We start from the raw sequence: 14,831 nt of genomic DNA, 5'->3' as shown, positions 1-14,831 counted from the left end.
GATATTTAGCCGAAACAGACGCCCAAGAAGCTTACTTGACGAACTGCGGCAACCGCGCGGGCGTCCCGGTGGACGGGGCCACGTTGTAGGTCCGGAGGACCTGGGACATCACGGACCGGAACACCGGCCCATTAGTGACGCCATAGATGTTTCCTTTGGGCCGTTGGAGGACGACTTCCACGATGAACCTCGGGTCATCCATGGGGGCCATGCCCACCATGGAGGCCGTGAAACCGTCAAAGCCGGGCAGCCCATCCTCGCGGGGTGCCTGGGACGTTCCCGTCTTGGCCCCCACCCTATAACCGTCGATGGCTGCATCCTTGATCTGCCCCTCGGTCACGGCGCTTTCCAGGATGTCCCGGACCTGCTGGGCAGTTTCCTTGGAAACCACCTGGCGTGAGTCCTTCGCGGGAACTTTCTGTTCCTCACCCTCCGGAGTGATGTAGCTGTCAATAAGCCTGGGCTGCAGCATCACGCCATCATTGGCAATACTCTGGAAAGCACGCACTGTCTGGAGTGTCGACTGGGAAACGCCTTGACCGAAAAGCACCGTGTACTGCTGGCGGTCATCCCACTGCTCGGGCTTGGCCAGTATGCCGGTAGCTTCCGCTGGAAGCCCAATATCCGTTTGCTCTCCAATACCGAATTTCTTCAGCCAGTCGTACCGTTGTTCCTTGGTGAGCCGGCTACCGGCCATCACCGTTCCGGTGTTCATGGACCACCCCAGGATTCCGGCAAGGGTGCGCTCTTCAGTGCCGTGCTCAAAAGCATCGGTGAACGTCTGCCCGTCAATGGTGTAGGCCGAAGGGATGGTGAAGTGGTCCAGGGGAAATGACTTCCCCTCCTCGATCACGGCCGCGGCGGTCATCATCTTCTGCACGGAACCGGGCTCATAGGCGGCTGTTACGGACCTGACGCCGCGATCCTTGGCATCGACTTTCCCGGGGTCGTTGGGGTCCGGCGCATTGGTATCGGCCAAGGCAATGAGATTGCCCGTTTTGGTGTCGATCACAATGATGGAACCCCACTCGGCGTTCATCTTGTTGACTTGGCTCTGGATGGCCTGCTGGGCAAAGTACTGGATATCAGTGTTGATGGTCAGTTTGACGTCGCTGCCATCGACGGCCGGAGTGAGTTCATCTGTCGCCACCGGAATCCTGAGTCCGTCAGCACCTATTTCGAAGACACGTTTACCTTCAACACCACGAAGAATCTCGTCCTGCGTTTGCTCTATACCAGCCTGGCCGCTGGTTCCGTCCTTGAGGAAACCGACCACACCTCCGGCGACGCTGCCGTTGGGATAAACGCGCTTGCTGACGCCTTCCGCGCTGAGTCCGGGGATATAGAGCTTCGAGATCCGGTCTTCCAGCTCCGGCTTCACGTCCTTTGCCACCATGAAGTACTTCTTGTCTCCGGTCAGTGACGTTCGGATGGTGCTTTCGTCTGCCCCCAGAAGCCCGGCGAGGTCGGCAATCCCTTGATCTCGGGTGATCTCGTCCAGCTTCTCGGTCTTCTCATTGAAGCGATGGAAGGTTTCTGTCCCGGTGTTGACCGTCTGGTCCACCACGATGTTGTACCGGATCACACTACTGGCCAGCACTGTGCCGTTTGCGTCCACGATCTGTCCCCGCTCGGCAGGGAGTACCTGCGGAGTCAGGCGGCTCGCCAAGGCGGCTTCAGCCATGCCGCCCATGTCCAGGCCCTGGACCATGAAAAGCTTGCCGCCCACCACCAGCAGCAGGGTCAGCATGATGCCAAGGCCAACGCGCAACCGCTTTCTTGCCGCCGGCGTCTTCGTTTTTGTCGATGTGCCGGGGTTCTTTGCCACGTTGATTCCTTGCTGCTGGCCCTGCTTCGGTGGTCTGACGATCTACTGCCCTGGTGCCTTCTGCCGGGGTGCCGGTACCGATCCCCCGTGGAGTTCAACAGGCGGGGCAGCGGCAGGGGACGCGGTGGGTGCTGCCGGGGTGGACGGCGTTGCTGCCGGAGCCACCGGAGCTGCTTCCGTAGTGCGGCTTTCCAAGGGGTCTTTGGTTGTCACCGACGGAACCACATCAATCAACCCCTCAACGGCCGGGGCTGCAAGCAGGGCACCGGGGTTGTCTCCCTTGACCGCCGGTGATGCCTTGCCGGTCACTGCCATGGTGTTCAGATCGATCTGACCCTTGACCGTGGAAGCAACCATTCCCAATTCTGCTGCCTTCGCAGCCAGGTTCTGCGGAGCTTCGTAGTTCTGCTTCTTCTGTGTCAGGTCCTGGTTTTCCTTATTCAGCGTTGCAGCTTCGGCTTTCAGCTGCACCAATTGGTACTGCGCCGTGGACACGGAGATGTTCAACACCAGAACCGTCAGGAGTGCGGCCGCCATCGCCACAAAGCAAAGGACGACGAACGGCGTCCTCCGCTTGCCCGGGGCACTGCGTACCACCGACAAGGGCGTGCGGGCTTTGCGACCGGTTTCGGCCTTTTCCGACGGCGCGGAAAGGCTGCCGGCAGAGCTACCCACTGTGGAGGGCAAAATCTTCGCTGCGGCGTTGCTCATGCGTCTCTCCTCGGTTTGATACGCTCCACTGCCCTCAGCCGGGCAGACGCCGCACGGGGATTTTCAGCGATTTCAGCTGCCGTAGGCACTTCCGTGCCCTTGGTGATGGTCTTTAGTTCGGGTTTATGTTCTTCAAGCTCCACCGGGAAACCGAGCGGCGCAGATGATTTGGAACCAGACTGGAAAACTGACTTCACGATCTTGTCCTCCAGCGAGTGGTAAGACATCACCACGATCCGACCACCCATGGCAGTCGCGGACACAGCTGCCGGAACTGCCCGTTCCAGGACATCGAGTTCTTCGTTGACCTCAATCCGCAAAGCCTGGAAGGTGCGCTTGGCGGGGTGTCCGCCACTTTTGGCGGCTGCAGCAGGGACAACGCTACGGATCTGCTCTACGAGCTCCCCCGTGGTTGCAAAAGGTTTGTCCGTGCGGGCATTGACGATCCTGTTGGCTATCCGCCCGGCGAACTTCTCTTCGCCCCATTTGCGGATGATGCGCACCAATTCGTCTTCACTGTAGTTGTTGACTACATCAGCCGCTGTTTGCCCGCGGCTGGTATCCATCCGCATATCCAAGGGTGCGTCGTACGAGTAGGCGAAGCCCCGCTCACGCTCATCGAGCTGCAATGAGGAGACCCCGAGGTCCATCAGAATGCCGTGGACTTCTGCTATGCCGAGGTCCAGAAGGACGTCCTCGATCTCGTCGTAGACCGCGTGGACGAGGTCGGTCCTGTCGGAGAAGGGTTCCAATCGGGCACCGGCCAGAGCCAAGGCTTCCTCGTCACGGTCGATGCCCACGAGGTGGAGATCCGGGAAACGCTGCAGCATTGCCTCCGAGTGTCCGCCCATACCCAAGGTGGCATCGATGGCCACGGGGGTATCACCGCGTTTTCTGGCAGCTTCAAATCCGGGAGCGAGCAGGTTGATGCAGCGGTCTTTCAGGACGGGCACGTGGCGCTCCGATGTGGGCTTTGCCGCGTCCTGCTCTTCCACGCTGCCTCCTCTTTCCTCAATCGCTTACATGCTGTTTCTTGAATCGGATCCCCATCCGCGCCTATCGGCCGCCGGCCTGGCTCAGGGGAAGTTGAGCCAGGAAGACAGTTCGATGGGCGGCTGGAGATCCCATTCAAGAAGCTGGACTGCGGCTTCATCCAACCGGGGTCAGATGAACCCGGGCAGATTCTCGTCATCCGTTTCCGAGAAGGCTGCTTCCTTCTCGTTGAGGTATTCATTCCAAGCTTCGGCGTCCCAGATCTCGGCCCGGGTACCGGCTCCAATGACCGCCAGCTCCCGACCAAGCCCTGCGTAAGCCCGGAGCGCCGGCGGAATCGTCACGCGCCCCTGCTTGTCAGGTACCTCATCAGAGGCTCCAGACAGGAAAACCCGAATGTAGTCACGCGCCTGTTTGGAAGACAGTGGTGCCTCCCGCATCAACTCGTGAATGCGCTCGAATTCTTTCTGGCTGAAGACGTAGATGCAGCGTTCCTGGCCCCTGGTGAGAACCAGTCCATCGGCAAGCTCCTCGCGGAACTTGGCTGGAAGGATGATTCGACCCTTTTCATCGAGACGCGGCGAGTGAGTACCCAGAAACACTGGCCCCACCGCCCCTCAATCAAGGTGCCCGCACATGCCCAACACTGCCACTACCCTCTTATGTTCTCCACTTTACTCCACAACGCCCCACAGTCAACGCACCAGGGAGCGTTTCTCCACCACTTTGAGATTCTTCCGCCCTGAACTCACGCGGTTTTCCGGGTGGTGGCGGAAAGTGGAGGAACCATGCGGAGGCAGAGAGTCGCCCGGGCCCCGCTTCCGAATTTTGCACACGAAAACCGGCAAATACGGCACTGATCGGAGGCACGGGGAGCAATGTGGAGAAAAGGGTGGAATGTGGAGCGAGCCTTGGAACGTCCGTGGATGGGGAAACGGACTGGCATTTCCTGGCTGAAGGATGTTCGGCCTTAAATGCGAAAAGACCCGCAGCGCGGGTCTTTCGTTTATGTCCCCTGGCACCTCAGGGACAAGACTGACTCAGGTAAGGCCGTGGCAACCTAACGCCGATTCGAAGCGGACTGTCAGTTGTCGTCGCGACGCCGTTCGTCCCATCGCTCTTCCAGGCTGCTCATGAACGAGCTCTTTGGTTTGCTCTTACCGGGCTTCCCTTTGCTGGCTTTGCCGAAGGCCGCGCCACGCAACGTAGCGAAATAGACGCCAGCACCCATGACAACGAAGCCGAGGACACCCACAGGTATCGCCTGCAGTGATACTCCAACAAGCAGGAGCAGGATACCGGCAATGGCACCAAGCACACCTATGATCACATGCCGGGTAGACCAGCTGCGGATGGGATCCGACCCCATGGTGTTGGCAAACTTCGGATCGTCCTCATGAAGTTGCTTTTCAAGTTGCTCAAGCAGCTTCTGTTCGTGCTCCGAGAGGGGCATCGCGACCTCCTTTAGTCAGCCAGCGTCTGGACATAACGCTTCCTGTGCGTCTGTTTCCATAACGATCGGACCAAGAAAATCGTTCCCCGAAAATCCCCTCTTGGTTCAGCGGGCATCTCGGGGCCGACTGTTCAGGAAACAGTTTGTCCAGACGATCTAAATCTCTGTAATAAATAGGATAGTTTGTCGGACGCCGTTCTGAAAGACGCCCGGAGTCCTGCCGCAAAACCCCTTCGTTCCTCAGGTGTCCGTTGCGGGCTTGCCGGGTTCCAGTAACCGGGCCGGAAGAAGGGTTTTGGACCCGAAACGCTCGGAGACACGGTCCAATGCCTGTTCGGCCGCCCGCCAGTTGTCATCCCGTCGATCAAGGCTTAACTGCAGAGACGTCTGACCTGCCGGCTCCAATTGCTCGGCACGCACCCCTACCAATCGAACGCTCATGGACCGGGTGCCCAAGGATTCAAGGAGTTGCACGGCCACTTGGTAGATCAGTTGGGCGCTGTCCACGGGGGTCTGCATGGTGCGGCTGCGTGTGACCGTTGAGAAGTCCGCGTAGCGAAGCTTCAGCGCCACGGTCCTGGCCAGCATGCCTGAGCTCCTCAGCCGGATGGCAGTGCGGTGCGACAGGCGCAGCAATTCCCTGTGCAGCAAGGCCTCGTCTGACGTATCCACGGAGAACGTCTCCTCCGCTCCGATGCTCTTCTCAAGCCTGGTTGGAGTTACCGGGCGCGGGTCAATACCCATGGACAAGCGGTGAACGTGCTCACCGCTGGCTCCCAGAACTTTTTTGAGTGACGCCAGCGGGGTTGCGGCGACATCGGCGACCGTTCGGATGCCCAGTCGCGACAACACTTCGGCCGTTTTTCCTCCAACACCCCACAATGCACCGACAGGAAGACTATGCAGATAAGGGATGGAATCCTCGGCATCGATCTGGAGGATGCCGTCAGGTTTGCACCTCGTTGATGCGATCTTGGCAACGAACTTGGTGCTGGCGATTCCTACGGATGCCGTGATGCCAAGTTCGGACTGGACCCGGCGGCGGATGAGGTGGCCGATGTCCATCGGTGACCCAAGGCGACGAATTGCTCCGCTCACATCCAGAAATGCCTCGTCTACGCTCAGCGGCTCCACAAGGTCTGTGATGGAAGCGAAGATCTCCATGAGCCGGGCTGAGACCTCGTAATACTCCTTGTGCCGGGGGTTGATGATCACCGCAGAAGGACACCGCCTCATGGCGATGGACATCGGCATGGCCGACTTCACGCCCGTGGCACGGGCTTCATAGGAAGCGGAAAGTACTACCGATCGTTCCGCGGGGAATCCTACGATCACAGGCTTGCCTCGAAGCTCCGGACGGCTACGCAGTTCGACGGAGACAAAGAAGGCGTCCATATCCACGTGAAGTATGCTGGTTCGCCGCATTTCCCGCAGGGCATCTCCGGCGCTGCGGGCGGGCTTGCTACCGGCGCTTTGAGCGCCACCGAATGCTTCCTGCCTCACATCGGCAATACTATGCCCGGCCACTGACTAAACTGGAGGCACAGTCCGGCTCAGCCCCAGGAAGGATACCCTGTGAAGCTCTTTGGAACTCCTCAATCGCGAGGGTTTGCCCTGCTCGCAGTCAGTGTCGCTTTGGCGGCGTCAGCATGCACACCATCGCCCGGCGGTACGGCAGCGCCGTCCACATCTGGTGCCGCTTCGGCATCCACCCAGGCGACGTCAACACCATCCCCGTCCGTTTCGGGGTCCACAGCCTCACCTGAAACTACGACGTTCACCGAATCGCCCGCGCCGGCACCGGACACCACAGCAACGGTAAATGCGCTGGTTCCTGGTTTTCCTGCGCAACTTATTCCGGTCATGCCCAACACTTCCATTCGTTCAAGCAGCGTGGATAAGAGCGAGGCAGTAGCCACCGTGGCTCTGGTTGGAACGGTCAAGGCCCCACCCGAGGGTGTTGTGGACTACTACAAGACCTCCATGGAAGCTCAGGGCTTCAAACTTGTCCCGGGGCCGTCCGCTGTTGGGAACGTCACGTCCTTGGATTTCATTCGTGGTGACGGCGAAACGGTGAATGTCTCGGTGAGGCAAAAAGAAGGCGTTTCAACGTTCACTATCGGTGCGAACGTGGCGGCCGGGTCCGTCAAGTGACGGCCGCTTCACTTGTCAGCTCGGAGCAGGCACAGTTCATTGGCGGTGTCGCCGGCAGGTTGAACGGGTTCCTGTCCTCCCAACAGGAACTCATGGCGTCGGTTTCTCCGGACGCCGAACCACTCATCGGATCCATTTCGGCCCTCGTTACCGGCGGCAAACGCCTCCGGGCACTGATGTGCTACTGGGGTTGGAGGGGCGCCGGAGGCGCTTCCGACAACCAGGACATTGTCACCGCCGGGTGCGCCTTGGAACTCTTCCAGGCGGCCGCCCTGATCCACGACGACATCATTGACCGATCCGACACCCGCCGCGGCGGTCCCAGCGTGCACAAACGGTTCAGCCAGCTCCATGAAGTCAATGGGTGGGCGCTGGACAGCGGGCGGTTTGGAGATGCGGCTGCCATCCTGACCGGGGACCTCTGCCTTTCCTTCAGCGAGGAATCCTTCACGGAAATCGGCCCCCGGGCAGCAGCTGGAAGCCCTGCACGCCGGATCTTCAACGTGATGCGGGCTGAAGTGATGGCAGGTCAGTACCTGGACATCCTGGAGGAAGTGGCCGGCCCCGTGCGTGACCGGGCGGGATCTGTGGCGCGGGCACAATCCATCATTCGGTACAAGTCCGCTAAATACTCAACTGAGCACCCGTTGGCGTTGGGCGGTGCACTTGCCGGCGCACCGGCCAGCCTGATGACTGGGTATTCGGAGTTCTCCTTGCCCTTGGGCGAAGCATTCCAAATGCGCGATGACGTCCTGGGTGTCTTTGGAGATCCCGAAACTACCGGCAAGCCCGCCGGGGACGATCTCCGGGAAGGCAAAAGGACCGTGTTGGTTGGGTTTGCCATCAACCAGGCACCCCGCGCCGAGGCAGATTACCTTGACCGCATGCTCGGCAACCCTCTCCTGATGGAGGACGAAGTAGCTGAGATTCGGCGCATCATGGTCCAATGCGGTGCTTTGGAAGCCACGGAAGCGTTGATCGGCGAGCTAAGCGATAGAGCCTTCGAAGCTCTTGAACGCCTGCCCCTTGAGGAACTGCCGCTGGTGGCATTGCGCCAGCTGGCCGAAGCAGCTGTCAGCCGTGCGGCCTGACGCGGAACCCTTGCCCGACGCGGATACCTTGGACGGTCCGAATTCAAAGCACTTGTGAAGCGCCCCCAACGAATGGAGGGGCCTAAACACATGCGACGACGACGGCGGTGAGAGTCACCGCCGTCGTCGGCATTTTGACCGGCCTCCTCGTGAGGAGGCCGGCTGGAAAGTCGAAGGCGTTACCAGGCCAAAGACTGGGCGCGACGCCGGATCTCTGTCTTGCGCCCCTCGCGCAGGGCGTCAATGGGACGCCCCCGCAATGACTCATCCGGCGTGAAAAGCCAGATAATCAATTCTTCGTCGTTGTAGCCGGCGTCGCTGAGAACCGCAACGGTCCCCTTCAAGCTGTCTACAACATGCCCGTCCTGGACAAAAAGGGCCGGGATGGAGCGGATGTTCCGCTCTCCCCGCCTGATGGCGACCAGCGCACGCTCATCCAGAAGTCCGTGGACTTTGGTGATGGAAACTTCCAATAAATCGGCGACATCCGGCAGCGGCAGCCAGTCGGAAACAAGGCTTTCTACATTACTCACGGAATAAGGTTGCCACGCCGCCCCGCCCCGCGCCTAGCTGACGTTCGACGACGATGGCGTGCCGACGCTTTACAGGGGCCGTTCATCTGCGTGAATTGTGGCTGTTTGTTCGGTTTGACAGGAATTGTTGTGCTGATCGACTAAGTATGAGAGATTCACACTGATCACATTTGCATCATTGATAACATCAGCCCCGTTGGTAACACTGACAACAGCAGTAACAATCCCCCGCTGTTTGAGATGAGGACACATTCCATGACGACGCCCCGTTCGCCGAAACGAACCATGAGCATGCCGGTTATCGCGGCAACCACGGCTGCGCTTCCCGCCGTGGTTTTGTCCTCACTTGCCCTGGCCCAACCGTCCATGGCCACACCGGCGCCGCAACCACGAAAGCTCCCGGCAACGCTTGCCGCCGCCATGAAGGCGCAAGCAGTCAACGTGGGCACTGTCATTCCTGCCAATGCGGTGGCGGCCACCCTTCCGGCCGCCCTGCGCCCCATGGCCCCGTCCGTACCGGACACCTACACGATTGTCCGCGGCGATACCATCAGCGCTATCGCGCGCCGCTTCAACCTGGACACCACGGCCGTTCTTCAGCTGAACAAGCTTTCTGCCACCACGCTGATATACCCGGGACAGACCATCAAGCTCACTGGCACCGCCCCGGCAGCACCGACGCGGCCGGCCCCTGCCGCCCCGAGTGCACCCAGCGCCCCCACCACCGCCACCGTCTACACCGTGGTCCCCGGAGACACCTTGGGTGCCATAGCAGCCAAGCACAACGTTCCCCTGGCCAGCATCTTCAGCTGGAACGGGCTGAACGGAAGCTCCATCATCTATCCCGGCCAGAAAATCAAGGTCAGTGGAGGATCGGCGCCATCAGCACCGGCAGCTCCTGCGCCTGCTCCCGCCCCGCTGGCCGGTACAGGTTCCTACACCATCAAGGCAGGCGACACCCTCAGTTCCATCGCTTCCCGCCATGGGGTTACCCTGGCTGCATTGATGGCCGCCAATAACAACGTAACGGCCACCACCGTTATTTACCCGGGCCAAAAGCTCACCATCCCGGGCGCCGGCCTGCAGCCTGCGGGAGAGACCAAGCCGCTGGTACCCAGCACGTTCCTGGGCTTCACCTACCCGCCGGCAGTAGTCAGCTCAGCAAACGAGAACAAGGCACTACTGAATGCTTCGCCGGTGCCCAGCCGCGCTGAGATGAAGAGCATCGTTGCCGACACCGCACGGCGCATGGGTGTGAGCCCGTCCCTGGCTTTGGCCTTCGCCGAACAGGAGTCCGGCTTTGACCAGCGCGCCGTCTCCCCCGCAAATGCCATCGGCACCATGCAGGTTATCCCCTCCTCCGGGCAGTGGGCTTCGGACCTGGTGGGCCGCAAGCTCAACCTTCTGGACCCTTACGACAATGCCACCGCAGGTGTGGCGATCATTCGGACGCTCATTGCCACCAGCAAGGACCTGGACACGGCAATCGCCGGGTACTACCAGGGCCAGTATTCAGTCAGCAAATACGGCATGTACGACGACACCAAGCGCTACGTCGAGTCGATCAAGGCACGCCAGCGCACTTTCGGCTAGACCGTCAGCTGCACCTTGGAAGGGGCCCGCATCCCTTGTGGATTCGGGCCCCTTCCCTGCCTCGTTTAGGATCGTATGGTGCAAGAACCAATGCAGGACCACCTCATCGGGACCACTGTGGACGGCCGATACACTGTCCGTTCCCGCCTGGCGAGGGGCGGAATGTCCACTGTCTACCTGGCCACGGACCAGCGCTTGGAGCGCGACGTGGCCCTCAAAGTCCTGCACCCGCATCTGGCCAATGACCCCACGTTCCTGGAGCGACTAAGCCGCGAAGCCAAGGCGGCCGCGAGCCTCTCGCACCCGCACATCGTCGGCGTGCTCGACCAAGGCGAGGACGGCCATATTGCCTACCTGGTGATGGAGTACGTCAAGGGACACACCCTCCGCGACACCCTTGGCGAACAAGGCCCATTGCCGCCGCGCCTTGCCCTGGCATTGATCGATCCTGTGATCGAAGGCCTTGCAGCCGCGCACCGCTCAGGGCTCATCCATCGCGACGTCAAGCCGGAAAACGTTCTCATTGCAGACGACGGACGCATCAAAGTGGGAGACTTCGGCCTGGCCAGGGCCATCTCCGCCAATACCAGCACCGGCGCCCTCATCGGAACAGTGGCCTACTTGGCCCCCGAACTTGTGCTCGGCCAGCCCGCAGATGCCAGAAGCGACATCTACTCGGCCGGCATCATGCTGTATGAGATGTTGACGGGCAAACAGCCCTATGTGGGAGACTCCCCCATTCAGGTCGCCTACAAGCACGTCAATGCGGTGGTGGGACGCCCCTCGGATGCTGCTCCGGGCCTTGCAGAGGACCTTGATGAGCTGGTGCAGTGGTGTACCTCCGTTGATGCGGAGAACAGGCCGGTGGATGGCGCTGCGCTGCTGACGGAGCTCCGCCACATCCGCACCACCCTGTCGGACGAGGAACTGGACCGCAGGCAAACAGCCTTCCGGCCGCCAGGCTCCCCCGCAGCCGCTGCGGCAACCATTCAACCTGGCAGTTCGGGAAGCAACCCCACAGAAGCGTTAGCCGCCACTGTGTCGCCCACGGAATTCATTTCCCAGCAAAGCAACCCCACCACCGTTATGGCTGCGGGTGGTCCCGGCAGGCCAAGCGCCGTCGTTGCTCCCGGGAACCAGATGGACGCGCGCCAACCGGGCAAGCGGGAGCTGAAGCGACTCGAACGGCAGGAGAGCAAGGACCGCGCCAGGGCCGCAGCAACACCGAGCCGCCCCCTGCGCGAGGGCAACCCCCGGCGCCGTGGCATCATCTGGACCATCGTGATTGTCATCCTCGCGACGCTGGCGGCATCGGCCGGATGGTTTTTCGGTATGGGACCCGGATCGCCGGGGACCATACCGGATGTCAAGAACAAAACCGTTGCCGAAGCCCAGCAGCTTCTCCGCACTGCCGGATTCCAATCGGAACCGCAGGACGTTTTCGACGACGATATCCTTGCCGGCCTTGCGGTGGGGACCGAACCCGAATCCGGTGCCGAAGTGCGGAAATTTCAGCCCATCACGTTGTTCGTTTCCAAAGGTGCCCAGCTTTTCCCCTTGCCCGATCTGACCGGTGGCACTCTGGACGAGGCCAAGATTGCGCTGAATGCTGCCGAGATGGCTCTCGGCAACGTCACGGAGACTTTCGATGAGAAAGTGCCCGCCGGCGTCGTGCTTTCCCAGGACCCGGTCAAGGGCACGGAAGTCAGGCATGGCACCCCGGTGGCCCTGACGGTCTCCAAGGGGCCCCAGCCCATCCCCGTGCCCGACGTGCGCGGGCTGGCGCAGGATGCAGCAGTCAAGGCTCTTCAGGACGCTGGCCTAAAAGCAGTCATCGCCCCTGAGACGGTCAATGACAAGGCGGTCCCGAAGGGCGCGGTGGTCTCCCAGGTGCCGGCCAACGGTACCCTCATCCGGGGCGAAGCCGTGACGCTCACCGTGTCCAAGGGGCCCAAGTTGGTCAAGGTCCCCAGTTTCATCGGAAAGCAGGCCGCTGAAGCTGAAAAGGAATTGAAGAAACTCGGTTTCAAGGTTGAGGTCAACAAAGTCCTCGGTGGGTTCTTTGGCACCGTCCGGGACCAGAATCCCGTCAACACCGAGGTACCGGAAGACTCCGTGGTGACGCTGACAGTCGTCTGATAGCTTCCAGCCATAAACAAAAGGCGCGGCCCGGATAATCCGGACCGCGCCTTTGTTACATCCCTACTTCTTGGAGAGGGCTCCGGCTACGAGGAAGGCCATCTCAAGGGACTGCATGTGGTTCAGGCGAGGATCGCACACCGACTCATAGCGGTCCAGGAAAGCGTCCTGGTCGATAGGATCAGCACCACCCAGGCACTCAGCAACGTCATCGCCGGTCATTTCAACGTGGAGTCCGCCGGGGACCGTTCCCAGGGCCTGGTGGACCTCGAAGAAGCCGCGCACCTCATCAATGACGTCATCGAAGTTGCGCGTCTTGTAACCGTTCGGCGAGGTGACCGTATTGCCGTGCATCGGGTCAGTCACCCACAGCACCTGCGCGCCGGATGCAGTGACGCGTTCGACGACGGCTGGCAGCTTCTCGCGGATGTTGCCCGCGCCCATCCGGGTGATGAACGTTAGACGGCCGGGTTCGCGGTTGGGATCCAGTTTGTCAATCAGGCGCAGGGCGTCATCACCGCTGGTGGTGGGGCCAAGCTTGACACCAATGGGGTTGCGCACCCGGGACAGGAAGTCCACGTGGGCGTGGTCCAGTTCGCGGGTCCTCTCGCCGATCCACAGGAAGTGCGCGGAAGTGTCATAAGGCAGTCCGGTCCGCGAATCGATGCGTGTCAGTGCGCGCTCATAGTCGAGCAGCAATGCTTCGTGGCTGGCAAAGAACTCAACGCGCTTCAGTGCTTCGAAGTCGGCGCCACAGGAGTCCATGAAGCTGATGGCACGGTCGATGTCCCGCGCCAACGATTCGTAGCGTGCATGTGCCGGGTTCTCGGTGAACCCCTTGTTCCACTGGTGAACGAGGCGAAGATCAGCGAAACCGCCCTGGGTGAAGGCCCGGATCAGGTTCAGTGTGGAAGCGGACGTGTGGTACGCCTGAAGCATCCTGCCAGCGTCGTGAGCACGGGATTCGGGGGTGAAATCATAGCCGTTGACGATGTCCCCACGGTAAGCGGGAAGCGTTACGCCGTCGCGGGTCTCGTCATTGGAGGAGCGGGGCTTCGCGAACTGTCCGGCCATCCGCCCCATCTTGATCACGGGCATGGCAGCGCCGTACGTGAGGACAACTGCCATCTGGAGAATCGTCTTGACCCTGGCACTGATTTTGTCTGCAGTTGCAGCCTCAAAAGTCTCAGCACAGTCGCCACCCTGCAGGAGGAAAGCCTTGCCCTGGGCAGCAGCGGCCAAGCGCTCCCTCAGAACGTCCACTTCACCGGCGAAGACCAAGGGCGGCACTGCGGAGAGTTCCTTGACGGAAGCCTTGAAGACGTCAGTGTTCGACCACGTGGGCTGCTGGGAAATCGGCAGGTCCCGCCAGGCGTCAAGCCCGGGGTAGTTTGCCGCCCCGCTTTGGGCGGTGCTGGCGAGGGGATCTGCTGCGGAGGGTGCGGTGTTCGCGGTTAGCTCAGTCACCCTTCAAGAGTAGTAGCCCGCAGCAAGGTTGCGGGACTGCAGACGTAACCGATGCCGCCGCATGCGTCACAGTCCCGGCGTTGATCCGGTCCCGTCGCTGCGGGGAACATCGATGTTTTCGGCAATGTCCGCGGCAGCCTCTTCTGCAACCTCAATCTTGTGGACCGGTTCGGGGCCCTTACCGGCCAGCTGGGCCTTAACAACTGCTGCGTACTCGTCCACGTACTCCTGCCCGGAGAGCCGCATCAATTCGTACATGATCTCATCGGTCACGGCCCTCTGGATCAGGCGGTCATCCTCCATGCCGTAATAACGGCTGAAATCCAAGGGCTGCCCAAAAATGAGCCCGATCCGGCGGATGTTCGGGAGACGTTTACCGATGGGCTGGACCTTCTCCGTGCCGATCATGGCCACCGGCACCACAGGTACGCGTGTCTGCAGGGCCAGCTTGGCTACGCCCACTTTCCCACGGTAAAGCCTGGCGTCCGGGCTGCGTGTGCCTTCCGGATAAATCCCCAGCAGGCCCCCGGAGTTCAGGACGTCCTTGCCGGCTTGCAGCGACATTTCCGAGGCCGCGCCTCCCGAACGGTCCATGGGCAATTGGTTGCTCAGACGGAAAAACAGCGCAGTGAGCCGGCCTTTGAGCCCTTTTCCCGTGAAGTACTCGGACTTGGCCAGGAAGATCACAGGGCGGTGAACCATCAGGGGCAGGAAGATGGAATCCGAGAAGGACAAGTGGTTGGACGCCAGGATGGCGGCGCCGCTTTCAGGAACGTTGTCCAGTCCCTTGACCCAGGGACGGAACAGGAGCTTGAGGATGGGACCAAGAAAGATCCTCTTCATGACCCAATAGAACACGTTTGTCCTCT

At 60.9% G+C, this 14,831-nt stretch carries 13 protein-coding genes; 4 read left to right on the top strand and 9 right to left on the bottom strand.

The window, feature by feature from the left end:
* Positions 1-31: 31 nt before the first annotated feature.
* The 6 genes from HAV21_RS18810 to dinB all read right to left on the bottom strand — a co-directional run bounded on the left by HAV21_RS18810 (position 32) and on the right by dinB (position 6,488).
* A complete protein-coding gene (locus HAV21_RS18810) occupies positions 32-1,828 on the bottom strand; it encodes a penicillin-binding protein 2 (RefSeq protein ID WP_142939533.1) in 1,797 nt (598 codons plus the stop codon).
* 42 nt (positions 1,829-1,870) lie between these two features.
* Positions 1,871-2,539, bottom strand: coding sequence for a hypothetical protein (locus tag HAV21_RS18805; protein WP_166842742.1), 669 nt, complete (start codon positions 2,537-2,539; stop codon positions 1,871-1,873).
* Positions 2,536-3,534 (bottom strand): 16S rRNA (cytosine(1402)-N(4))-methyltransferase RsmH, encoded by a 999-nt coding sequence (gene rsmH, locus HAV21_RS18800; protein WP_166842741.1) that lies wholly within the window; start codon positions 3,532-3,534, stop codon positions 2,536-2,538. Before rsmH ends, HAV21_RS18805 begins: the two co-directional genes overlap by 4 nt.
* Positions 3,535-3,702: 168 nt before the next feature.
* Positions 3,703-4,134: a division/cell wall cluster transcriptional repressor MraZ gene (mraZ, locus tag HAV21_RS18795; RefSeq protein WP_166842740.1), complete on the bottom strand. Its 432-nt coding sequence runs from the start codon at positions 4,132-4,134 to the stop codon at positions 3,703-3,705.
* Between the two features lie 482 nt (positions 4,135-4,616).
* On the bottom strand, positions 4,617-4,985 hold the full coding sequence (locus HAV21_RS18790; protein ID WP_142939537.1) for a DUF3040 domain-containing protein: 369 nt from the start codon (positions 4,983-4,985) through the stop codon (positions 4,617-4,619).
* 240 nt (positions 4,986-5,225) lie between these two features.
* Positions 5,226-6,488 (bottom strand): DNA polymerase IV, encoded by a 1,263-nt coding sequence (dinB, locus tag HAV21_RS18785; protein ID WP_166842739.1) that lies wholly within the window; start codon positions 6,486-6,488, stop codon positions 5,226-5,228.
* Between the two features lie 72 nt (positions 6,489-6,560).
* Between dinB and HAV21_RS18780 the strand changes: the two genes are divergently transcribed.
* Complete coding sequence (locus tag HAV21_RS18780; RefSeq protein ID WP_166842738.1) at positions 6,561-7,139, top strand: hypothetical protein; 579 nt, start codon at positions 6,561-6,563, stop codon at positions 7,137-7,139.
* A complete protein-coding gene (locus HAV21_RS18775; RefSeq protein WP_166842737.1) occupies positions 7,136-8,230 on the top strand; it encodes a polyprenyl synthetase family protein in 1,095 nt (364 codons plus the stop codon). The genes HAV21_RS18780 and HAV21_RS18775 overlap by 4 nt, the downstream gene beginning before the upstream one ends.
* A 179-nt stretch (positions 8,231-8,409) precedes the next feature.
* Here the strand turns inward: HAV21_RS18775 and HAV21_RS18770 are convergent, their stop codons facing one another.
* The gene (locus HAV21_RS18770) at positions 8,410-8,763 is read right to left on the bottom strand and encodes an Rv2175c family DNA-binding protein (RefSeq protein ID WP_166842736.1); all 354 of its coding nucleotides are present in this window, start codon (positions 8,761-8,763) and stop codon (positions 8,410-8,412) included.
* 255 nt (positions 8,764-9,018) lie between these two features.
* Here HAV21_RS18770 and HAV21_RS18765 point away from each other — a divergent pair, with 255 nt between their 5' ends.
* Together HAV21_RS18765 and pknB are read left to right on the top strand one after the other, a co-directional pair.
* Positions 9,019-10,356: a LysM peptidoglycan-binding domain-containing protein gene (locus HAV21_RS18765; RefSeq protein WP_166842735.1), complete on the top strand. Its 1,338-nt coding sequence runs from the start codon at positions 9,019-9,021 to the stop codon at positions 10,354-10,356.
* A 75-nt stretch (positions 10,357-10,431) separates the two neighbouring features.
* Positions 10,432-12,495 (top strand): Stk1 family PASTA domain-containing Ser/Thr kinase, encoded by a 2,064-nt coding sequence (gene pknB / locus HAV21_RS18760; RefSeq protein ID WP_166842734.1) that lies wholly within the window; start codon positions 10,432-10,434, stop codon positions 12,493-12,495.
* A 63-nt stretch (positions 12,496-12,558) separates the two neighbouring features.
* Here the strand turns inward: pknB and HAV21_RS18755 are convergent, their stop codons facing one another.
* Positions 12,559-13,962 carry a 3-deoxy-7-phosphoheptulonate synthase class II gene (locus HAV21_RS18755; protein WP_166842733.1) on the bottom strand — a complete coding sequence of 468 codons (1,404 nt, stop codon included), beginning with the start codon at positions 13,960-13,962 and terminating at the stop codon, positions 12,559-12,561.
* Between the two features lie 66 nt (positions 13,963-14,028).
* Positions 14,029-14,820, bottom strand: coding sequence for a lysophospholipid acyltransferase family protein (locus HAV21_RS18750; protein ID WP_166842732.1), 792 nt, complete (start codon positions 14,818-14,820; stop codon positions 14,029-14,031).
* Positions 14,821-14,831 lie beyond the last annotated feature (11 nt).

This window comes from Paenarthrobacter sp. MSM-2-10-13, from assembly GCF_011605365.1.
GTDB lineage: Bacteria > Actinomycetota > Actinomycetes > Actinomycetales > Micrococcaceae > Arthrobacter.
The sequence above is the reverse complement of the archived record's forward strand: the minus strand, read 5'-3'. Positions and strand labels throughout refer to the sequence as shown.